The 20,374-nt window shown below is 48.2% G+C and carries 21 protein-coding genes; 10 read left to right on the plus strand and 11 right to left on the minus strand.

What is annotated here, in order from left to right:
* Nucleotides 1-240: 240 nt before the first annotated feature.
* Both iraP and G5574_RS15460 read right to left on the minus strand, forming a co-directional pair.
* The gene (gene iraP / locus G5574_RS15455; protein WP_164482837.1) at nt 241-585 is read right to left on the minus strand and encodes an anti-adapter protein IraP; all 345 of its coding nucleotides are present in this window, start codon (nt 583-585) and stop codon (nt 241-243) included.
* Between the two features lie 177 nt (nt 586-762).
* Entirely contained in the window at nt 763-1,248 is a 486-nt protein-coding gene (locus tag G5574_RS15460) for a MarR family winged helix-turn-helix transcriptional regulator (RefSeq protein WP_164482838.1), read from the minus strand.
* Between the two features lie 247 nt (nt 1,249-1,495).
* On the opposite strand from G5574_RS15460, the gene G5574_RS15465 reads away from it, so the two are divergent.
* The 3 genes from G5574_RS15465 (at nt 1,496) to G5574_RS15475 (ending at nt 3,683) form a co-directional block, all read left to right on the plus strand.
* Entirely contained in the window at nt 1,496-3,040 is a 1,545-nt protein-coding gene (locus tag G5574_RS15465) for a methyl-accepting chemotaxis protein (protein ID WP_164482839.1), read from the plus strand.
* A gap of 35 nt (nt 3,041-3,075) precedes the next feature.
* On the plus strand, nt 3,076-3,342 hold the full coding sequence (locus G5574_RS15470; protein ID WP_164482840.1) for a hypothetical protein: 267 nt from the start codon (nt 3,076-3,078) through the stop codon (nt 3,340-3,342).
* Nucleotides 3,343-3,482: 140 nt separating this feature from the next.
* Entirely contained in the window at nt 3,483-3,683 is a 201-nt protein-coding gene (locus G5574_RS15475) for a hypothetical protein (protein WP_164482841.1), read from the plus strand.
* 50 nt (nt 3,684-3,733) lie between these two features.
* Here the strand turns inward: G5574_RS15475 and G5574_RS15480 are convergent, their stop codons facing one another.
* Nucleotides 3,734-4,009 (minus strand): hypothetical protein, encoded by a 276-nt coding sequence (locus G5574_RS15480; RefSeq protein WP_164482842.1) that lies wholly within the window; start codon nt 4,007-4,009, stop codon nt 3,734-3,736.
* A gap of 565 nt (nt 4,010-4,574) precedes the next feature.
* Here G5574_RS15480 and pilL2 point away from each other — a divergent pair.
* The 4 genes from pilL2 (at nt 4,575) to G5574_RS15500 (ending at nt 8,725) form a co-directional block, all read left to right on the plus strand.
* The gene (gene pilL2, locus G5574_RS15485; protein ID WP_164482843.1) at nt 4,575-5,870 is read left to right on the plus strand and encodes a PFGI-1 class ICE element type IV pilus protein PilL2; all 1,296 of its coding nucleotides are present in this window, start codon (nt 4,575-4,577) and stop codon (nt 5,868-5,870) included.
* A 1-nt stretch (nt 5,871) separates the two neighbouring features.
* Nucleotides 5,872-6,315, plus strand: a complete 444-nt coding sequence (pilM, locus tag G5574_RS15490; RefSeq protein ID WP_164482844.1) for a type IV pilus biogenesis protein PilM — start codon at nt 5,872-5,874, stop codon at nt 6,313-6,315.
* Between the two features lie 10 nt (nt 6,316-6,325).
* On the plus strand, nt 6,326-7,555 hold the full coding sequence (locus G5574_RS15495) for a secretin N-terminal domain-containing protein (RefSeq protein WP_244964636.1): 1,230 nt from the start codon (nt 6,326-6,328) through the stop codon (nt 7,553-7,555).
* 49 nt (nt 7,556-7,604) lie between these two features.
* A protein-coding gene (locus tag G5574_RS15500; protein ID WP_164482845.1) for an IS3 family transposase occupies nt 7,605-8,725 on the plus strand; the annotation gives its coding sequence in 2 pieces (ribosomal slippage) (nt 7,605-7,863 and nt 7,863-8,725; 1,122 coding nt in all).
* A 189-nt stretch (nt 8,726-8,914) separates the two neighbouring features.
* On the opposite strand, the gene G5574_RS15505 is transcribed toward G5574_RS15500, so the two are convergent.
* The 7 genes from G5574_RS15505 to G5574_RS23730 form a co-directional block, all read right to left on the minus strand.
* Nucleotides 8,915-9,157 (minus strand): hypothetical protein, encoded by a 243-nt coding sequence (locus G5574_RS15505; protein WP_164482846.1) that lies wholly within the window; start codon nt 9,155-9,157, stop codon nt 8,915-8,917.
* Nucleotides 9,158-9,446: 289 nt separating this feature from the next.
* Nucleotides 9,447-10,034 carry a non-canonical purine NTP pyrophosphatase gene (locus G5574_RS15510; RefSeq protein WP_164482847.1) on the minus strand — a complete coding sequence of 196 codons (588 nt, stop codon included), beginning with the start codon at nt 10,032-10,034 and terminating at the stop codon, nt 9,447-9,449.
* Entirely contained in the window at nt 10,031-10,906 is an 876-nt protein-coding gene (locus G5574_RS15515) for a DMT family transporter (protein ID WP_164482848.1), read from the minus strand. The genes G5574_RS15510 and G5574_RS15515 overlap by 4 nt, the downstream gene beginning before the upstream one ends.
* Nucleotides 10,903-11,430 carry an LOG family protein gene (locus G5574_RS15520; protein ID WP_164482849.1) on the minus strand — a complete coding sequence of 176 codons (528 nt, stop codon included), beginning with the start codon at nt 11,428-11,430 and terminating at the stop codon, nt 10,903-10,905. Before G5574_RS15520 ends, G5574_RS15515 begins: the two co-directional genes overlap by 4 nt.
* 1 nt (nt 11,431) lies before the next feature.
* Nucleotides 11,432-12,508 carry a hypothetical protein gene (locus G5574_RS15525; RefSeq protein WP_164482850.1) on the minus strand — a complete coding sequence of 359 codons (1,077 nt, stop codon included), beginning with the start codon at nt 12,506-12,508 and terminating at the stop codon, nt 11,432-11,434.
* A complete protein-coding gene (locus G5574_RS15530; protein WP_164482851.1) occupies nt 12,505-13,227 on the minus strand; it encodes a class I SAM-dependent methyltransferase in 723 nt (240 codons plus the stop codon). The genes G5574_RS15525 and G5574_RS15530 overlap by 4 nt, the downstream gene beginning before the upstream one ends.
* 831 nt (nt 13,228-14,058) lie before the next feature.
* On the minus strand, nt 14,059-14,631 hold the full coding sequence (locus tag G5574_RS23730) for a hypothetical protein (protein ID WP_244964637.1): 573 nt from the start codon (nt 14,629-14,631) through the stop codon (nt 14,059-14,061).
* A gap of 648 nt (nt 14,632-15,279) precedes the next feature.
* On the opposite strand from G5574_RS23730, the gene G5574_RS15540 reads away from it, so the two are divergent.
* Nucleotides 15,280-15,897: a hypothetical protein gene (locus tag G5574_RS15540; RefSeq protein WP_164482852.1), complete on the plus strand. Its 618-nt coding sequence runs from the start codon at nt 15,280-15,282 to the stop codon at nt 15,895-15,897.
* A gap of 976 nt (nt 15,898-16,873) precedes the next feature.
* Here G5574_RS15540 and G5574_RS15550 read toward each other — a convergent pair.
* Nucleotides 16,874-17,242: a pili assembly chaperone gene (locus G5574_RS15550; RefSeq protein WP_244964638.1), complete on the minus strand. Its 369-nt coding sequence runs from the start codon at nt 17,240-17,242 to the stop codon at nt 16,874-16,876.
* A gap of 375 nt (nt 17,243-17,617) precedes the next feature.
* Here G5574_RS15550 and G5574_RS15555 point away from each other — a divergent pair, with 375 nt between their 5' ends.
* Together G5574_RS15555 and G5574_RS15560 are read left to right on the plus strand one after the other, a co-directional pair.
* Nucleotides 17,618-19,171, plus strand: a complete 1,554-nt coding sequence (locus G5574_RS15555) for a conjugal transfer nickase/helicase domain-containing protein (RefSeq protein ID WP_164483245.1) — start codon at nt 17,618-17,620, stop codon at nt 19,169-19,171.
* A gap of 29 nt (nt 19,172-19,200) precedes the next feature.
* Nucleotides 19,201-20,160: a tyrosine-type recombinase/integrase gene (locus G5574_RS15560; protein WP_164482854.1), complete on the plus strand. Its 960-nt coding sequence runs from the start codon at nt 19,201-19,203 to the stop codon at nt 20,158-20,160.
* Nucleotides 20,161-20,374 lie beyond the last annotated feature (214 nt).

Below are 20,374 nucleotides of genomic sequence, written 5' to 3' on the forward strand. Positions count from 1 at the left end.
ATCTGAGTATGAATTGATTTTCTGCTGCAAAAAAAGGGGCCGGGAGGCCCACACACAGCTAATTTTCTTACTTGATTTTATTATAAAATTTCCTGGTGCTGACCTTCTACAAAAACTTATCGTCTCATCTGGCTAAAACTTTAGCGTGAGAAGAAAAATTGATCTTTTTCAGGTTGAACCCTGAGACGTAGATCACTAATAACAGATGCTGAACCCCGCTCAGTTTCTTCTCGATAAATACTAATCTGGCGAGTGGGATAAGCCTTTGAGCATCACTATACCTTCCTGATTAATTTCTTCATCCGCACCGTCTACAGCGCGGGAAATGGCCAGAAGGTTCTGAAACTCACTGAGCAGTAAGGCGGCATCAGACCTGAGCAGTTCATCGCACTCCGCGGAGTCGATCACGGTGTTTATGGCCTTGTTTGCGCTTTCAATCATCTGTGTCACGCCGCCCTCTCTACTTACAGCGAGAACGAGTGCACTTATAAGCAGTGACTGCGCCTCGACCCGGGCCGTTAACTGCTTCATGCCTGCATCAATCTTCGAAATTTTGGCCAGCATGCTCAATACAACGTTTTTCATTTTTGTACTCACTGAACAAAACCACACATTATCCGTTCAGATATTCACTTCAACCGCCTGAACTCTGAAAACCGTCCCTGCTCTCCTGAGGCAGGCTTAGCTGCCGGGATTTTTTAAGCTGAATGCCCGGACTCATACAAAATTAAATGTAAAGCGGGAGCTGATAATGTCAGCGACTCAGCCTGTGGCTTTACGCGCCCCAGGCACTGCCCCGATAAGTCTCTGCTGAACGTTCATTACGCCATCGCGAATGTCAGCCAGCGTCTCAAAAGGAATGCCTATTTCGCCAATGATCTTCGCAGGTACATTGGCTGCCCGTTGCTGCAGCTCACGCCCTGCGTCTGTGAGCTGGAGAATGACCCTTCGTTCATCATGATCTGTATCCCGCGTGCGGCTGATGAAACCCGCCTGTTCAAGTCGCTTAAGCAGGTGGCTGAGCGTACCGGAATCAAGATGAACGCGCTGCCCCACCTCAGATACTGTAATGCCGTCACGCTCCCAGAGTACCAGCAGTGCCAGATACTGCGGATAGGTCAGTCCGAGAGGTTTAAGGTAAGGGTGATAAAGGCGTGTCATCGCCAGTGAGGCGGAGTAAAGCGCGAAGCAGAGGAATTGGTCCAGACTCTGAGGCGAAGTGTCACGCTGGTCATCATTGTTAATCATGCCGGTATTCCTGTTGTGGTTAATAGCCGGCAAGCCTCAGACGATCTGGATGAGTGACATACATCAGGGCACCGGAGGCAAATAATATCACGGGCGTCAGCGATTGCATTGGGCAATGCCCCACCGTTACGAAAGCAATAAGGCTGCACTCAATTAAATCGTGTTAAATTTATTTTGTAAAGGGGGTGAAGAACTCAGTTGCCGGAGCCGATAGACCTGAAAATCACCAGTCATCGGGAAAAACATAATGAAGGTATCCACACGTCTCGCCATAGGCTTCGGTTTACTGGTTCTGCTTCTGGTTATCTGTACGGGGGTGGCCCTGCACGCGCTGACCGACGCGCAGCGCGGCATGAATGATGCCGTAAACAATAAAATGAAAAGGTTTGGGCTTGTTCTGGACATGCGCGGCGATATCCGCGACATGGCGATTGCAGCACGTAACCTGGCACTGCTGAGTGACCCCAAAGAAATGCAGCCCGAATGGGATCGGCTGCAGAACGGTCGTCAGAAATACATCAGCGAGCGTGAGCAACTGGTTGACAGCATGTCCCACAGCGTCAGCGCAAAAGGTAAGGATGTGCTGAATGACATTCTGGCCATGGAGGACGGAACAATACAGGCGCTGATGGCAGCCGGAAAAATGGGTATGGACAACCGTCAGCAGGAAGCAACCGTCTACCTTATGAAAACCGTTCGTCCGGTGCAGCGAAGGTTGCTCAGTGCCCTGAGCCAGCTCACCGACATTCAGAAACAGCAGACCGTGGACACGGTCAGTGAAACCGGTGAAACGGTCTCACGTGCAAGGACGGTGCTGATTATCCTTGTACTGCTGTCCGTACTGACTGCGGTCGCGGGCTGCATGATTGTCAGCCGCAGCCTGATGCGCCAGCTGGGCGGTGAGCCGGTTCAGGCGCAGGCGCTGGCTGCCGCAATTGCCGCCGGTGACCTGACCGCACCGGTCACGCTGCGCCGCAATGACACGACCAGCCTGCTGGCCTCGCTGGACGGTATGCAGGCCAACCTGCGCGGCCTCGTGTCGCAGATTAAAGATTCATCTGCCTCCGTGGCGCTGGCCGCCGATGAGATTTCGCAGGGCAACACCGAACTGTCCTCGCGCACTGAACAGCAGGCTGCCGCGCTGCAGGAAACGGCAGCCAGTATGGAGCAGCTCTCTGCCACAGTAAAAAGTAACGCGGCGGGGGCCCGGCAGACTGCAGAGTCCGCCCGTGAGACCGCACAGCTGGCCCGCAGCGGCGAGTCCGACGTTAAGCGCATGTCGGATACCATGAACGAAATTTCCGTCAGCGCCACAAAGGTACGCGACATCACCTCCGTCATTGAGAGTATCGCTTTCCAGACCAACATCCTGGCGCTGAACGCCGCCGTGGAAGCGGCGCGGGCGGGAGAAGACGGACGTGGTTTTGCGGTGGTGGCAGGTGAGGTACGCACGCTGGCTCAGCGCAGCGCCACGGCAGCGCGCGACATCAAAGTGCTCATTGAGCAGGCCGTCACCCAGGTAGAAAGCGGCGTCACTGTGGCCTCGTCGACCGGCCAGAGCATCCTGAAAATTGTCGGCATGGTCGGCGAACTGGCCGAGTCCATGGACGAGCTTTCCCTGGCGTCCTCTGAACAGATGCAGGGTATCTCGCAGGTCAGCATTGCCGTCAGTCAGATGGACGGCGTGACCCAGAACAATGCGGCGCTGGTTGAGGAGTCCTCATCGGCCTCGCAATCCCTGTCTGAGCAGGCCCACGCCCTGCGCACCATGGTGGAGACCTTTAAGGTATAAGTCACGACGCAGACAGCCAGCGGGAAGCCGTGCAGATGTATAAGTCAGTCCGTGCCCTGAAGGAGGGCGTGGACCTCATGGTAAACCAGCTGACTGAGGGGAATTACCTGACGACCTCCACCTTTGCCAGCAACCTGCTTCACCTGAACCGGGCCTTTGAGCCCGTGCAGGCCCGGATGGTGATGCCGGGCGTGATGGCGTTACTCCTCCGTGAGGACCTTTTGCTTGCCGCTGACCTGATTGCCACGGGGCGGGCCATTGCGATGATGAATAATTTTCTGGTCTGCGCCACTGGTCAGTGAGGCAGACGGAATGCCAGAGAAAACAAAAATACAGGTTTAAGTTGATCAACCTTACGGACACATTCATTACAGATAAGGCACTGCCGGGCCGCTTCGCTCAGGATGCTATACTGTAATGTTATTTGCCTTAGGGAGGCTTAATGGGTTCCAGAGAGGATACCGACGAAAAAGCGCTGGAGTTGACAGGTTTTGTTACCAGGCAGTTACTCAGCGGAAAAGATAAAATAATGAAAGAAGATATAATTTCCGCGTTAAACCGCCTCAGCCATGAAACCAGCGACTGGGCGGTGCGGGTCAGTTGTGAAAAGGCTGTGAAGATGATGAGGCACAGGATGAACTGACTTATGTTAATCATCACCTGCTCTGTAAACGAGCAAATGGTCGAGCGCTGTCATTGTGAGCTGAGCTGTCCTGTGAAGTTCTTGCCATTAGCAGGGTTTACTCTGGCGATGTTAAACTCCGCGTTTACCGCACTGTTTAAATACCCCCCGGTCTCTCGTATGGCATCCTTTATAGCCTGACGACGCTTATCGCAGGTCTCGGTCTTAAGCATCCTCTTTAGCCTGGCCGAAAGCGTTTCATTACAAACTTCAGCGTCATCATCCAGCAGTGATAACAATGCTTCTCCAATAACAATGTTGATCATTTCTTCGTCACTTCTGAACATGTAAACCTTCCTGTTTCCTGGCAGTAAAAGTCCATTTCGGCGGACAAGCGGTATTGCTCTGGAGCGGCATTTCTTTTTGTTTGATTTTTAATCTACACCCTAATCCCCGAAACTTATAACTTTAAATGGCACTGTCTATATTCGTAAGATTATCAAAACGCTAAGTTCCCAGGCTTCTATATGCCCTCCCTGGCGGTAATCAGCAAAACAGTGTTTCTCTGATTTATAGCAGCACATACGGCCTTAGACCTGTACCTTTGGCTTTATCTTAATTGCCTTCAGGAGGTGATGAGTTAAGTGCCTGTTCAGCCATTCAAATGGAAAAAACCGCCCGTAGGCGGCTGAATCTCCATCGCTAAGGGTGGAGTGTTCTTTGCGGAGAACTCTCACAGCATGGTTTTTCTCGTGACGGAATGCAAGCGTAAGCGGCGAATCAATTCCCATTTCACATCATCACCGGCCTCCGTTTTTTTGTTATTTTCCCGGTCAGAGTTTTGAATTGTCCGGTTTTATACCGCAGCCAGAATAGCAGTCCTGATTAAGACTATTCCTGGGGTGGAACCTGATGGCAGTACCTTCCGGACAGGCCGCTAAACGTGCCGGCATCATTGCCTGCACTGTGATGCTGGCAGGCTGTGTGAATACAGCCGCGACAGACACCGCGTCGGTGTATTCCCGCAGCCGCACGCCGGCCCGGTTTGATGATATCTACCGCAACCGCTCGCCTGAGGTGGTGCGCTACGATCGCTATACCCTTGTCAGCACCCGCCCTGCCGATGCGCAGCTGGACCCGCTGAATCAGGTTGTCGATATCACCATGCCGGCGCAACTGGTGAGCACGGTCGGCGAGGGATTCCGTTATCTGCTGCTGGAGTCAGGCTATTCACTGTGTTCAGCAACGAGCGCTGCGTTTTCTGAACTGCTCAGCCGTCCGCTGCCCGCCGTTCAGCGCACCATCGGCCCGCTGAAGCTCAGCGAAGCGCTTCAGGTTGTCGCAGGTCCCGCCTGGCGCCTGAAGGTGGACGAAGTAAACCGTGAAGTCTGCTTCGAGCTCCGTGACCAGTACCGCAGCTTTTCAGCGCCGGCTGCGAGTCTTCCGGCCATTCGCCCTGCGGTCAGCGCCCCGGTCACCAGGCCATACGCAGCTCCGGTTGTGCAGACTAAAGCCGTATCAGTTCAGACACCTGCATCCGGACTTGCCAGAAACCCTTTCACCGGCGATGTGGTCACGCCCTCAGGGCTTAAACCGCAGAGCCTCAGCGTACCCTCACCGGTACTGCAGCAGAGTCAGTCGTCAGTAACCTCCGGAAATTTAACGGCCGATTCTCAAAAGCCAGCCTCTTTAGTTTCAGCGGGAACCGCAGCTGCTGCGCGCACCACGGCACAGCAGAATCATACCGTCATTACTCCGACAGCCGTCAAAACCAAAACTGCCCCCCTGACTACAGTGAATGCCGCACCAAAAGCCTCTGCCGTCGTGCATCAGCAGCCGTCCACGGCTGTCACACCGGCACCCGCTGCGGACAGCCGCATCGTACCCACTTATTCGACGGGTACACCGGTAACGCCGCCTGCCACGGGTCAGACCTGGCGGGCTGAGCCGGGCACCACGCTTAAAGAAGCGCTCACCGCCTGGACGGCAAAAGCGCCCTGCGCGAACGGCGGCAACTGGGTCCTGATCTGGCCCGTTGCGCTGGATTACCGCATCGATGCCCCCTTGGTGTTTCACGGCAATTTCGAGTCGGTTCTGGTGCAGGTATTTGACTTATACCGCCACGCTGAAAAGCCGCTGTTTGCCGAAGCCAACCGCATTCAGTGCCTGGTGTCCGTCAGCGACACCCCCACGCCCGGAGGGCGCTGAAATGGGTTTTGCCCTGCCGATAATCGCGCTGGCCATGTTCTTCGGGCTGTTGGCCAGTGACGCCCAGCGACGTAATTCTGACGTTGTCACGCAGTCAGTGACCGTGGCCGCGCCCTCGCGGCTTGCCACCGACATGCTGCGAACGGCAGATGCGGTGAACGACTGGCGGCATGGCCGCTCAGTGGGTGACGGACCCGTTTCGCCGGCAGCGACCGGCATGATGCCGCCCCCTGATGAGCGGATTCAGAGCGTCATCCAGAACGGCAGGCTGTGGGTCTGGGTCGCTGACACGCCGGGGGTTTATGCCGCGCTCCGTAATCAGTCGACATCCTCTGCGCTGGCGCTGACCGTTTCCGGTGGCCGGCTGCGTATGTACGACGGCACCGACATGAATCTTTCCCTTCCGTCCGGCGTGACGGAAGGGAGCATTGTTTACCTTAACTGAGGAGCAGCGGATGTCGCGCACCCCATTAAAACTGACGCTGCTGGCCGCTGCGGTGATGTTGTCTTCGTGCTCAGTCAGAGACGTCTCAACCATCGAAAAAGAGAATAAGGCGCAGGCTGACACAACTCAGCGCGTGCTGAAGAGTCGCCAGGAGATTACTCAGCCGGCTGTGGTGTGGTCGGATAAGCCATGGGTCAATCTCAGACCGATACAGCCAGTGATATCGGCACCGGACGGCGTAAAGCTGCCGCCCTGTCCGGTATTTCTGAATAACCCCGAAGGGCTGACGCTGCCGCAGATAGCGAGCCGCATTAATGCCATCTGTGGGTTCCGGGTTTACATATCGCCGGAGGTGTCCGCTGCGCTGCTGCAGACGCCAGGTGGCGGCATCGTCACTTCCCAGATGAATGGCCGCCTTCCTGCGCCGGACGACAATGGTCGCGTTCCGCTGGCGCAGATGGGCATGCCAGCACAGCCAACTGCCATGTCGTCGTCTGAACCTCTTCTCTTCCAGGGAACACGCTTTCAGGGCGATGCGCAGGAGGCGCTTAACATCGCAGCGAGCACGCTGGGTCTGTCCGTAAGGCGCTCAGCGGGCCGCGTGGATTTTTATATTCAGGACACACGCACCTTCCAGCTCGCCATCCTCAATACCAAAGTCAACAGCACCGCGTCGATAACGTCCGGTGCAGGTACACAACTGGGTTCAGAAGGCGGCACCGGCGGCACTAAAGGCGACGTGAGCTCGAATCAGAAAACGGACTACGGCATGAACAGTGACCTGTACAACGATATCCGCAAAACTGTTGAGCAGATCCTGACGCCTAAAAGCGGCCGCTACTGGCTGTCCGACGCCACGGGCACGCTCAGCGTGACTGACACTCCGGAGGTGCTGGACCGTGTCGGTCGCTACATCGATTACCAGAATAAAGTCCTGAGCAGGCAGGTTCAGCTTAACGTGCAGATTGTCCGGGTTACCCAGACCAGTAATGTCGACAGAGGCCTGGACTGGGGTCTTATCGTGAAAAGCGTTACCGGCTTTGGCGCAACACTTGGCAGCACATTTGCCGGCGCACCAACCAATGCCGGCAGCGCCGGTATTTCCATCCTGGATACAGCAAGCGGCGGTGCAGCGAAGTTTTCCGGATCGCAGTTGATGCTGAAGGCGCTGGCTCAGCAGGGAACCGTCACCATGGCGCTGAACCAGACCGACCCGACTGACCTGCTCCCCGTTGATTAATACACCGTGATGTTAGTAATGTCTTCATAAGCCACATGAGGACATCCCCATGAAGAAGCGATTTTCCGACGAACAGATCATCAGTATTCTCCGCGAGGCAGAAGCCGGGGTTTCAGCCCGGGAACTCTGCCGTAAACATGCTATTTCAGACGCTACCTTTTACTCCTGGCGCAAGAAGTTCGGCGGCATGGAAGTTCCCGAAGTGAAGCGGCTCAAGTCGCTTGAAGAGGAGAACGCCCGCCTCAAGAAGCTACTCGCCGAAGCCATGCTGGATAAGGAGGCACTTCAGGTGGCTCTGGGGCGAAAGTACTGACGACAGACCAGAAGCGGGAAGCCGTGGAGGTCATGTGTGAGGCAATGGGTCTGTCGCAACGCCGTGCCTGCAGTCTGGCCGGTCTGTCACTTTCAACCTGCCGTTATTCGGCCCAGCGTCCGGCTGCTGACGCGCAACTGTCTCTACACATCACAGAGCTGGCACTTGAACGCCGGCGATTTGGTTACCGACGGATCTGGCAGTTATTGCGCCGGGAGGGCCTTCACATCAACCACAAGCGGGTTTACCGCATCTGTCACCTTAACGGTCTGTGTGTAAAACGCAGGTGCCGACGTAAGGGTCTGGCGACTGAACGGCTTCCGCTTCTCCGCCCGGAGGCGCCGAACATGACATGGTCAATGGATTTTGTCATGGATGCACTTGCCAGCGGCCGCCGGATTAAGTGCCTGACCTGTGTGGATGATTTCACGAAAGAGTGTCTAACGATCACCGCCGCTTTCGGGATTTCAGGCGTTCAGGTCGTGCTTATTCTGGACAGCATTGCGCTGTTTCGTGGATATCCTGCGACGATAAGAACCGATCATGGCCCGGAATTTACCTGCCACGCGCTGGATCAATGGGCCTTTGAACATAGTGTTGAGCTGCGTTTAATCCAGCCAGGCAAGCCAACTCAAAACGGATTTATTGAGAGTTTTAACGGTCGCTTTCGGGATGAATGCCTGAATGAGCACTGGTTCAGCGATGTTCTTCATGCCCGGAAAATCATTAATGACTGGCGGCAGGACTATAACGAGTCCAGACCTCATTCATCGCTTAATTATCAGACGCCATCTGAATTTGCAGCAGGCTGGCGAAACGGGAAACATGAAGAAAAACCCACCGACATTACTAACTGAAGGTTGTATCTAATACTGGGGGCAGGTCACGTAACCTGCAGCGTACGGGGTTGGTACCCTGTCACACACAAGCCCTGTACCGACTGGCAGATAACGGAAGTATGCATTTACAGGAGCGTCAGTGCGGACAGGCTGACTGAGCTGAAGGTCCGCTATGAGCTAGGAGCGGACATTGATATGTGGTCTGTGCTATGTGGATTGTTCTTGCTTCACTGGCGGGAGAGATATCCTCGCCTCCGAAATCAGCTTTTCCACTGCTTCCAGAGGGATATTCTCTTCGTAGCAGGTCAAAAAGAATTCGTGTGTAACATCCGAATAGAAAACTTCAGCAATTTGCCGTAAAGGAGATGTCTCGCTGACAGATAATTCCAGAAACATGCCATCACGTAATATGTCGCTTCCAAGACTCAGTTCAAATTTAATTTGAGACATATTATACGAATTCCTTCTTTTCAATGACGCAAAACATTTTGCGTTAGTGATATGAAAAAAAATTTAGCCAGGATACAGCGGAATAATATTCCGATCACGTTAATCTCAACTACAAAGCCATTCTATGAGTAATCCTGAAATCGTCATAACACGCCAACGTCCGCTCCTGGCACGAAGCGGACAGCCCATCTCCCCAGATGTCCGCTATGAGCGAGAAGTGGACGTTTGCTTCAGCTAAAGTAAGTGTTAACTGAAAATTGTAAATTTATTGGCTTATATATATTTTTGATTATACGTCATCTTGATTAACTTCTCTTATAAAATCAGTAAGCTGGGTGAAAGGAGTTTCTTTTCTCCACTTATCTTCCAGTGCTGAAGCCTGCAATGGATTGAGTTCACTAAAATGTTTACCATAATCGCTTAAGCCGATTATATTCCAAAGCTGTGACCAGCCATGTATGCTTCTATATGGTTTTTCAGTGAGATAAAGATTATCTCTGATAAACGTAAACTCATGCTTTTCTTTTTTTTCATTGTAATAGCAAATGCAACTTCTGAAATAGCATTCACGATTCTTTATTCCACTCATTACTTTGAGTAAGCCTTCCGTGCCAAGAGTTTCTAAAACATATTTTACATAAACCCCAGGAAACTCTTTTAGGGCAGGAATATGAAAACTACTGTCTTCCACAAAAAAGGGGAGATTAATTTTCCCTGATACATACTCTGCTTTTTTTTTGCAAACTTCATTTGCATGTTCAGCCTGTATCTCAGGAACAAACATTATGGTCTGTTTTAAGTTAATTCCACAGGAATCAAAATGTCGCCGTGCATCGTTGAATTTTTCTGAATTGCCTGTAATAAAATGAATCATCATTTTTTTACCTGTGTTAGGACGGAGCTAAAAACTATAAGGATAACTGATAAGAATATAGCGAAGTTCATTTCTTGGTTAAAGAATAAAGCAGAGAAAATAAAAGAAAAAACAAGTGTTGCGTGATTTGAAAAACTTAATGAAAACGGTGTGCTTCGGCCCGATATAAAAAGCATTAGTGCTATTGCCGCAATATTAAATACAACACCTGTTAAATAAATACTTGTGCTACTAATCTGTATATTGCTGGGAAATCCGTCATTTAAAATTAAAAACAAGCATCCAGAAACAAGATTTGTAGCAAGAAGGAGTTGGTTGTACGTTATTCCGGCGCGAAAAGAAGCTTTAAGAAAATAGCCGCTAGCCGCGTATGAAAGTGGCACTAAAAGCATGATAACATAATAGAATGAAGAAGCATTGCCAGAGCTACTATCTAACTGAGGCACTATCAATAGAGATGCCCCAAAAACACCAGAGACTAGTGCCACTATAGATAAAGCACTAAGCCTCATCTGTCTGAGCATAAGGCCTAGTATCATTGAAAATACTGGCGTTAAGCTTGTTATAAGAGAGGTTTCGGCAGGACTCATTTGCTGCAAGGAAAAGTAAAGAATGCAGTATGGAAAGAACACTAAAGTCAATGCTGTACTAAGCAACCAAATGCAGGACTTAATGTTCACATCTGTCAAAACCCTCACATTTCTCTTTAAAAATGCCAATATAAGAATGGCGATGACAGTTCCAAAGTTCAGAACTATGGGAAAATCAAAAATACCTGCCCCATCTGTTAACAGTAACTTACCAAGTACTGATTCAGATGCCCATAAAAGGCCTAATAGCAGTATTAGTGTACCATTAAGGAGATAATTAATCATAATTTTGTGAAGTACTCATCAAGCGAGGCGTATTTTCTGAATGTATCTCTTCCTTCAGTAATGATCATCTCTTCACGCTCAGCTATTTTAATAAATTCAAAAAACTTATCCCAATAATTATTGATATTTATAAAGCTTACAGCCTGCTTAATCAGCCCTAGCTGTTTTTGTGTGATGACTTCGCACGTCTCATCCAATGTCCCAAAACCACCTGGAAGAATGAGAAACTCATCAGCTATATTTATCATCGCTATTTTTCTCAAGCTAAGTGAGTCGGTTTCTATTATTTCAAGTGAACTCTCTGGTAAAGGTTCAGAGGGGCGAACCTGTGGACAAGTTACGCCTATCACTTTACCTCCGGCAGCTTCTGCTCCTTCGGTAAGCTTTCCCATTAATCCGCTTCGAGAACCTCCATGTATGATTGTATCACCTCGCCTTGCCAGACGGTTACCTGTCTCGTAGGCTGCATAACTCAAAAGTGGATTGATACCATTCCCTGAACTACAAAATACACATATATTCATATTAGTGGCCCAGTAATTCCTCGAAATATTTCACGGTGTAATTCCTAAAAACTTTACGCGGATGTTCTAACCAACCCGAGACTTCTTTCCATAGCTGATAGTAGATATCACTTCCAAATGTGTGCTCAAGACAGGTGGAGTCAACGTTATATTTGGGAAGGTGTGCATAACGGTCACTACCTATCTGAGCAGATTTTGCCAATTTTGCGCCAAACTCATCTAATATTACTGGTGAAAAAAAACGGAGCGGGTGATCTTCTACTGGAATACCATAACGTATTAACGCCTCCATGTTTAGGGTGGCGTACTGAACCCAGTCAGCACCATCACTCATCATGTTTTGTCCATCAGCCTTTTTCATCTTGTATATATAATAAATTTCGCGAGCGAGTGCTCTAACAGGAGTATTTATATCGAAAAGATCAGTATTGTTTACAGACAAAAGACCTTCATAACTACCATGTAAAGGGCACGAGCATTCATAAATACGGCCACCATCTGTACTTTTACCTGCATACTTTCCACCTGTCTTTTCGGCGAAATCGCATACTGGACAGGCGAATCTTACTTTAAATTTCTTTTCTGAAGGGCAGAGAAGTGTAGCTAACTCATCTTCCCGCTCAATCAAGTTAATAATTATTTCTCTTACTTCAGGGGTAGACTGGAAGTCGTTATAACTCCAAGAGTTATATGGAATACCTGAAATATCAGAAAAAATCTTTAGAAGATTGCGAAATTCTTTCAAATGTTTTTCGGACTTAGAGTCATAGTTATTACTAGGAGATTTACCCAGCGTTCTGTAGAAAATAGAACCATCAATTTCGCACGTGTCACTCGGTGCGTTCTCAAGCTCCCAAAAAAGAACCTTGGACTCTGTACCACAATTTTCTTTAAGCTTTTTAGCAAGTGCGAAAGTGCTAATTAACGAAGTAACTGTCCCAAAGTGAGGGTAACTATTTGGCTGAGCTGCCGGATGAAATACAAGCTGACTTTTCCCTTTGAGTTTTTCATTGTATAAATCTTCTATCCTATGGGTAGTATGACTAATTCCAATAGGGGGCAGTATTTTTTTCATCATCTTTTACCATATGCATTAATTTGAAAAACGGACAATGCGTTATGACTCTTATTAATATATTCAGGATTGTGAATTTTTAAATTTTCAAAGTATGAATCACGTTCATGATTTGACGCAAAATTTCGCATAGGAAAAACTTCAGGATGAATTTCTACGCGATCAAATTCTTTTTCAAGAAAAGACAATAGTTCGTTCTTATCGAAGCTACAAGTTGGCCAACCAATAAAATCAGCTTTGTTTTCAGGGTGGGAGTAAATTTTAGAAAAAGTTTTAACACCAACATAACTAAATGCACCGGAAGCAACAATTAGATCCGTGTTTGACAGAAGATTAAAATTCTCCTCTTTAAGTTCTTCCTCTTCGAGATTCTGGCATATGAGATAATCTATATAATTCTCTTTTAACGCATATGCCAGGGCCCTGTCTGAGACATCAATACCGATTACATCACATATAGTGTTAGTAAAAGGAGATAATTTTTCATCCCAATTACCGTATGGAACTCTATATTTAGCTATCCTGCCATTGAATCCATAACTACAAGCTACATCAATGATTTTGCACTCTCCACGCTGCTTCGTATAGAATTCAATTTGCTTTAAAAGCGGACCATAAACAAAATCATCATTCCGATAATTCAGTCTGCCAAGCTGTGAGATGTAACTGTCAGGTGTAGGCTGGTTATATATTTCATTAAAGTCATTTTTTTTAAAATCCAAACTAGTGTCCTCGTCAAGTAACTCTGAGTTATATTAACCATCCTTAAACAGTATTCAACAGTATGTGAACACAAATATGCATAATTTTTATTCTTTTAAATATAAAACAATGAGTTGTATGATGATAAATGGTTTAACATGATGTTAATTTTTATGCTGCATTATGTTGGATAAAATTTGACCAATAAGCCATTACCTCCCTTTGATAGAAGAATATTTTTCAAGAAAAAGCGAAAGTTAATTTTAGCGGTTAATTAAGATGGTGGCATTGTTATTGTGCTGCCCCTCAATTTAGTACAGGCCGCTTTAGCGGGGTCCGCTTCTGGCACGGAGCGGACATTCTGTGTCAATCGTCCGCTGTGAGCGATCTACGGACATAGCTAACAGCATTCTGTGTGAGTCAACTGGGAGCAGGTCACGCTCGTACGAACAGCAGGGATTGACTGAGCGTGCTCTGAATAGTCAGCGTGCTCATTTATAGTTTTCAGGCACCGGATACTCCGGTGCCTGAAAAAAGACTTAATCAGCTTCACCACGTGCTGATGCATGAGTCTGGCTGAAGAGACGTCTTCCCCAGACATCAGTGACGTGCTTAGGATCAGATGGGATATAGGTTGACTTAACAACGCTTCCTGCCTTGTGACCGGAGATGCCAGCTCCCTCTGGCGTGCGACGAACCTTAATCGTTAGCCTGTCATTTCCTGCCCATTTTCTGGACACTTCAGTCCAGCCAGAGCAAGGTGATTCATTTATCTGCCTGCTAATAACCAGCTATACCGAACTCAAATTCAACATCGGGTTGTTAGGGATACTAGACAGTAATATTCAGATTTAACTCTCATCAAATTTCATCCATACACCGATCGTATCCAAAAATTCGATTCCGACAATTTGAGGGTGGTGGATTAAAGCTTCGTTAAATAGTGAATGATGTTGAGCCGCCACCCCGCCTATACAGAGGGGAAGATCACAGGCAACACCATAAGTTGTAAAAAAAGTGAGATCGATAATTTCATAAGAAGGTGAAGTCAGCCAGGCGTGAAGGTCGGAAGGATGCAATGACGGTGGAGCAGATAGTCGTTTCCGGAGCTGTTCTTCCGGAGTGTAAAATACTTTATGATGATTATGTTCAACATATCCTAGCGTATACATGAGAGACGTTCCTAAAATTCTCTCTAACTTTTTCTGCATAAATAAATTAACTGCAAAACACTGTTGAGATATAAGTTTTATATCGCGACCCTCAATGAAAATCTCAAGGTATTCAGTGATTTTTTGAAGTGCCTTTTCATCAATATATCGTTTTGTCGATGGCTTAAAGTACGGTGCACACATCCCCCATGAGTCCGTCCGTTCTATCGCATCGTGAAATTCTTTCTCATATCCAGAGATAAATTCACTCATACTTTATCCTTATTCAATAAACAGTTCTATCTTATAAAATTATAAATGATACGGATTACAGAAATATTGCAAATCATGACGCGCATCGATAGCATCAGAGATTTAAAAACATGCCATGGCGTTCGCCTTGTACTGGCACAACTATAATAGATTTCTGCCCACGGTTGAAGCCACTATTTTCAGGCTGAATAGAATGTTGGCAGCATGGAGGCTGCTCACTTTTTTCAGTGCATACTTGATAAACGTTTTAAATTTCGAACATCTTATCTCTCTTCTTACCGTTTGAATCATCAGGGTTTAACAGATACTTCAAAGTCATTACAGATAACTTTAAGAGAGGTGCCATGAGAGGTAAGCGCTATCCCGAATAGTTTAAAAATGAAGAAGCCAACACAGGATGTTGATCGTGGTAATGTGTATCAGGTAGTGCAAAACATTTCGATTTCATCTCTTACAGCCTCCACGCCCAGATAAAAATTTCAGTCCGGATTCTTTCATTCTGACGAAAATGGGGAGTAGTTGTGCTGACCTTGACAAGTTTCGAAAAAAAACGCATTAAATTTTCTTGTATTTAGTAATGGCACATGATATTCAATTTTTCTGTTAGTCGGAGAAACAATACAACATAATTAATGATGAGAGGATGAAATGGATTTATTAGGTGGAGTTATAAGCATTATTAAAATAGTCCCTTATTACATTTCAAAATTATTTTTTAAGAAAAACTATTTTAAACTGACGCCGCTGAGACAAGCTGAAGCGCTTGAGTGGCTTTTTAATGAGAGACTTTCTGAGCAACCTGTTATAAGGCATTGCCAGCATCTGAAATTGAGAGGCTATGGATTTGCCGACGACATTATAGTTTCAAGAAAAGTGATATTACATTACATCAATAATAAGTTTGATTATAAATATTGCAACTCAATATTTAGTATGAGGGGAGCCTATGAGATCAATAATGGACAGATCATACCCAAAAAGGAAAAAAAGGGAACACTCGCAATTCTTTTTCTAGTATGGTTAATGTCAGGCCTTTCTTTTGCTTTGTCACTCACACATGGAATATACTTTGATTTCAGCTTCGAAATTAAAGCTGTCATGATAGGATCACTTATAGTGTTTGTTTTTTATGCGGCTATATTCTATGTTTACCTATCTAGCCATAGTAAAATAATGTATATATTGCCACACATAAATAAAGCAGATAAACCCGTTTCATTATTATCCAAAAAAACTTTACGAGCCAGTATCCTTAGGAGAGATTAAAACCATGGGTTATAAAATCGAATCGTTATCAATAATACATGAAATCAGTTGAGTTAGTGGATTTTTTAATGAAATGTCCTATTCGATTTCCTTGATTTACTCGCTTCAGTATAAAACAATTCAGCAGGATAATAAGTTTATTATACTTCTCAAGTAAGCTTCTGCTCGGGATCTGCACGCGATATAAAATACATGATGACACCGGGTAATTCCGCCCGGAGTTCATGATTCTCTACTAACGGAACGACACTGCCGAGATCCACCAAACTTTAGTAGCCATGGGTCTCGCCGCCGCGCAGCGCATCCGATCAGCCAGCCTAAATGCTCATGGTCATGGTCATGGTCATGGTCATGGTCATGGTCATGGTCATGGTCATGGTCATGGTCAAATTCTGGCTGATGCATGTGTTCACTTCAAGAACTGCCCACGCTAGTGCTCGGCAGGTTGAGCCGGAATGCCTGCGCTCCGACAGATAAGTTTCATCCGTTTAGACAGTATCACGATCCATGCTGGTATAGGGACTTGCGCCGTGCCCTCAGACGTTGCTTCGCATCAAGCCAGTCAATTTCACCAGATATAACCTGTCTGAAGTATTACTGGTGTTTGTCAGCGATGACCGACCTCCGTCATGAGCTTCCATGAAAATATATTACTAAAAGTGATTGCGCTTATTTCATCCGCCGGCAGCCTTAACTGCTCGAAAACTTTACTTCGCTTTATTCCCTGAGAACGCAATGCTGTAAAGACTTTATCAAGTATAGGCGACTCGGGAAAGAATCCCTGTCAGGTTTATGCGTTTCTTAAAGGCCCTGGTGTTGGCTGAATGAGAATATATTTTGTTAATCTTTTCTGTATTCGGTGTGAATACACTACCTGGCAAAACCGTGTCTTGTATAACGCGATATTTCTATCGTTCAGATCGAATACATGTGTGTAATCAGTGTGAACATTCCCTTTGTGACTTAACACCCGAAATTATTTTTCCGGTTCAGAAGTTTTTTTCAGCAGCATCACCGGCCACCGGGTCCGGGACGGACAGCACCAGTGCCACTGCCGGAAGAGGATTTCCAGCTGCATCAGCGCGCGGGCTGAATCTCTGAAAGGGACGCTGGTCAGCCTGCTGCGGTAGGACCAGTCCCGCGCCTGCAGGTAGTTCCTGAGTCTGGCCGCACGGGCAGGCGTCAGAAGGTGCGAAGCAACCACGACGGTTTTTCCCCCGGCTAATGCGGCTTCAACTGACTCAAACACCCCTGACCAGAACCAGTTCACCCGCTCAGACGTGAGCCCCACAGTGGGCTGCCAGGGGGACAGATGAACGGTGATGCGTTTTTTGCGGCTCAGCATGCAGGGCTTCCTGAACAGCTGACGGGTCAGCCAGTCGAGGGGTCTGAGCAGAAGCGGAGATAGAGCCGTAAGCAGCCACATAAAAAAGAATGCATCGCGGCCGGATGAAATAAAAAGGCTGATGCTGCCGGACAGAGTCAGCCACAGAAGAAGGTACAGCGCTACCAGACGTTGCTGCATGAGTGAGTTCAGATTAATTAAAGGAAGGTTGCGCAAGAAAAGCACGGGAGGTTAAAGCCGTCCGCCGTTAATCCTGAATCCGTTCCTGAAAATTAACGCAAGCAGAATATCTCTCTGCGCTGAATCCAGGATTAACGTTGCAAATGTCGCCCCGTCTCTTAGCGTTACGTCATTTCAGATAAAGAGTGGGTGTCGATGGAGCGGGTGATGAAGTGGCTGACGGGGCGGGGAAACAGCAGGCCTGCCGGGCAGCCGGCGGGTACGGTCGTCAGGGAGGTGGCGTTTCGCCCGGTTCTGGAGGGCAGCTTGCTCATGCAGACGGAGGAGCGCCGCAGGCTTGTCAGAATGCTGGCAGATAACAGCCCGCTTTCACAGTCCGTCACCGATGCGTGGTGGCTGAAGCCCGCGCAGACGATGCTTGAGCGTGTGCAGGACTGCCCGGCCGCATGGAAGGGTGCCTATTCGTCACCGGGGGGATTTGGTGACCTGAGCCTCGGCGTGGCAGTGCGGGCGGTCAGGCTCGTCAGGGGAATGATGCTGCCGCCCGGCGCCACACCTGAAGAGCAGTCGGCACAGGCCCCGGGCTGGGTCTGCGCGGTGTTCTGGGCAGGCCTGTTTCATCATCTGCCCTGGCTGACGCAGGTGGAAGGCGCGACGCAGTCCGGAAAAATCTGGTATCCGGGGCTGCACAAGCCGGACAGTCCGTGGCGGGTCCGGCCCGCAAAGACTGCCCGGGCTCCGGCCCTGACAGGTCAGTACATGGCGGCAAAGCTGCTGCCTGAGACCGGCATGCTGTGGCTTCACCAGTGGCCGGAAGCGTCACGCTGCCTTCTTCAGTTTCTGTCGGGTGAGCGTGCCGGTGCCGGTGTGCTTTACAGCATCATCATGCAGGCGCGGGAGGGGGCGGGTCTGGAAACGGGTGGTCTTTCAGATATTACTGGCACGTCTTCTGTAAAACCGGCACCGGAAATGCAACATGCTGATAATGCACCAAAATTAGCAGATAACGCACCTGTCCTTTTGTCGAGTCACATCATTTCAGCAAATGTTTCAGAGCCAATTGAAAGCGAAGCGGTAACGTATACTTCCACACAGGCAGCCGGAGAGGAGACCGCTCCCGGAACAGAAACAGCTGAGTTACCGGTACTGAGCTCCGCGCTGCAGTCTGCCCTCAGCGGGAGCGAAGCGACTGAGTATGGTTCAGATAGTGAAAATGAAAAGGAAGATTCAGAAATTAAACAGAGAGTGGATTTACTTTCGGTACTGGACCTGATGGCTAAAGGGGAGGCACCCGTCTTATCAGCCGGACAAACTGCTGAGTCAACGAAGCAGGAGCAAACGGAAGACGGGAAGCCGGCGGGCGACAGTGAACCCTCTGAGGGCACCGTTTTTCTGGACTGGCTGCGGGAGAGCGTGGAGGCTGGAAAAATTACCGTCAATGAGTCCGACAGTCTTCTGCATGTATTGTCCGGATTTATTTTTATGATATCGCCCGATGTGTTTTTCCGGTTTATTTCCTCGCAGCCAGAAAATAAATACGAAAAAAACAAGCTGCAGAAAAACTTTGAATCACTGGGCCTTCATCACTCACGAAATGGTAAGGGTCTTTACTCTTACCATAAATATGACTCGCCGGATAAAAGCGGTCATTTCACCAAACTGTCGGGCTATATGATTAAGTCTGACATTATTTTAAAGAAAGGAAACTGTCTTTCAGAAAGCAAATGGCTCTTTCCCAAAAAAGAGTAATTACAGGGTTAATAAAAAACGAGGTTACCATGTCTGATAACATAACATTCGATGACTTACTGAATGATTATTTCTTCAGTAAATCACTCCGTGAGGCTACAGAATGGAGTTACCGCAAAGTCGTAAAAACATTCGTTCAGTTTGCAGGGGCGGATATAGTTCCTGAAAAGGTTACGAATCATATGGTACTGACCTGGAGAAGGAAAGTCATCGCGGATGAGAAACTGTCCAAAATAACCTGGAATAATAAACTGACTCATATGCGGGCAATTTTCAATTTTGCCATTCATAAGGGGTATATCTCTCCCCATGAAAATCCGTTTAACGGGGCCATTGCCAGACCCGATGTTAAGCGGAAAAAAACGCTGACAGATGCCCAGATAAAAAAAATCTATCTCATCATGGAGGCCCGTGAACAGGATGAATTCATTGGCGTAGGTCAGGTACGTAAAAATGCTCTCCGGCCATGCTGGTTCTGGCTGACAGTGCTGGATGCGTTACGCCGGACAGGCATGCGTCAGAACCAACTTCTGCACATCAGGCTGTGCGATGTGAATCTCACTCATAACTGGATCAGCCTCAGGCCAGAAGGTGCAAAAAATCATCGCGAGCACAGGGTTCCGGTAACCAGCCAGCTGCGCCCGCGCCTCGAAAGGCTGTATAACCTTTCACTTGAAAGGGGTGCCAAAATGGAAGATCAGCTTTTCAACCTCTCACGGTTTGACGGCCGGAGAAATGAGGTCAGTGAGAACATGGACAATCCGCCACTCCGTGCTTTTTTCAGACGGCTTTCTAAAGAGTGCGGGTTCGTGGTCAGCCCGCACCGCTTCCGGCACACGATAGCGACGAACCTGATGAGGCTTCCCGATCGCAACCTCAAGATGGCACAGGATCTTCTGGGTCATTCGACACCGGCGGTAACGCTGCAGTACGTGGAAAGTGATATTGAGAGGGTAAGAAGCGTGATTGAGGAGCTGGATGTGGCGTAAGATTAATCTTAAGTCAAATCTAACTGACTGATTTGAAATATGGAAAAAATACGAAGTATTTATTTACATTATCTTGACAGAGAGGCTGAAGAACAGGTAAATACGTTGCTGGAGTGTTTTTAATGGATGTGAGAAGTCCAGAGGATGGTGGAACATCCTCCGGACTTTAAAGTCCCGTGTTCAACAAAGGTTCGGTAAGGCATATTTACCAACT

This window comes from Pantoea stewartii, from assembly GCF_011044475.1.
Taxonomy (GTDB): domain Bacteria; phylum Pseudomonadota; class Gammaproteobacteria; order Enterobacterales; family Enterobacteriaceae; genus Pantoea; species Pantoea stewartii.

What these genes read in the sequence shown, in the direction of transcription:
- pilM (WP_164482844.1), top strand. Translation starts at nt 5,872, where the DNA reads ATGGGTTTTGCCCTGCCGATAATCGCGCTGGCCATGTTCTTCGGGCTG.
- G5574_RS15560 (WP_164482854.1), top strand. Translation starts at nt 19,201, where the DNA reads ATGTCTGATAACATAACATTCGATGACTTACTGAATGATTATTTCTTC.
- G5574_RS15520 (WP_164482849.1), bottom strand. Translation starts at nt 11,430, where the DNA reads ATGAATATATGTGTATTTTGTAGTTCAGGGAATGGTATCAATCCACTT.
- G5574_RS15470 (WP_164482840.1), top strand. Translation starts at nt 3,076, where the DNA reads ATGTATAAGTCAGTCCGTGCCCTGAAGGAGGGCGTGGACCTCATGGTA.
- G5574_RS15480 (WP_164482842.1), bottom strand. Translation starts at nt 4,009, where the DNA reads ATGTTCAGAAGTGACGAAGAAATGATCAACATTGTTATTGGAGAAGCA.
- G5574_RS15525 (WP_164482850.1), bottom strand. Translation starts at nt 12,508, where the DNA reads ATGATGAAAAAAATACTGCCCCCTATTGGAATTAGTCATACTACCCAT.
- G5574_RS15460 (WP_164482838.1), bottom strand. Translation starts at nt 1,248, where the DNA reads ATGATTAACAATGATGACCAGCGTGACACTTCGCCTCAGAGTCTGGAC.
- G5574_RS15505 (WP_164482846.1), bottom strand. Translation starts at nt 9,157, where the DNA reads ATGTCTCAAATTAAATTTGAACTGAGTCTTGGAAGCGACATATTACGT.
- G5574_RS15540 (WP_164482852.1), top strand. Translation starts at nt 15,280, where the DNA reads ATGGATTTATTAGGTGGAGTTATAAGCATTATTAAAATAGTCCCTTAT.
- G5574_RS15550 (WP_244964638.1), bottom strand. Translation starts at nt 17,242, where the DNA reads ATGCTGAGCCGCAAAAAACGCATCACCGTTCATCTGTCCCCCTGGCAG.
- G5574_RS15465 (WP_164482839.1), top strand. Translation starts at nt 1,496, where the DNA reads ATGAAGGTATCCACACGTCTCGCCATAGGCTTCGGTTTACTGGTTCTG.
- iraP (WP_164482837.1), bottom strand. Translation starts at nt 585, where the DNA reads ATGAAAAACGTTGTATTGAGCATGCTGGCCAAAATTTCGAAGATTGAT.
- G5574_RS15515 (WP_164482848.1), bottom strand. Translation starts at nt 10,906, where the DNA reads ATGATTAATTATCTCCTTAATGGTACACTAATACTGCTATTAGGCCTT.
- G5574_RS15555 (WP_164483245.1), top strand. Translation starts at nt 17,618, where the DNA reads ATGGAGCGGGTGATGAAGTGGCTGACGGGGCGGGGAAACAGCAGGCCT.
- G5574_RS15495 (WP_244964636.1), top strand. Translation starts at nt 6,326, where the DNA reads ATGTCGCGCACCCCATTAAAACTGACGCTGCTGGCCGCTGCGGTGATG.
- pilL2 (WP_164482843.1), top strand. Translation starts at nt 4,575, where the DNA reads ATGGCAGTACCTTCCGGACAGGCCGCTAAACGTGCCGGCATCATTGCC.
- G5574_RS23730 (WP_244964637.1), bottom strand. Translation starts at nt 14,631, where the DNA reads ATGAGTGAATTTATCTCTGGATATGAGAAAGAATTTCACGATGCGATA.
- G5574_RS15510 (WP_164482847.1), bottom strand. Translation starts at nt 10,034, where the DNA reads ATGATGATTCATTTTATTACAGGCAATTCAGAAAAATTCAACGATGCA.
- G5574_RS15475 (WP_164482841.1), top strand. Translation starts at nt 3,483, where the DNA reads ATGGGTTCCAGAGAGGATACCGACGAAAAAGCGCTGGAGTTGACAGGT.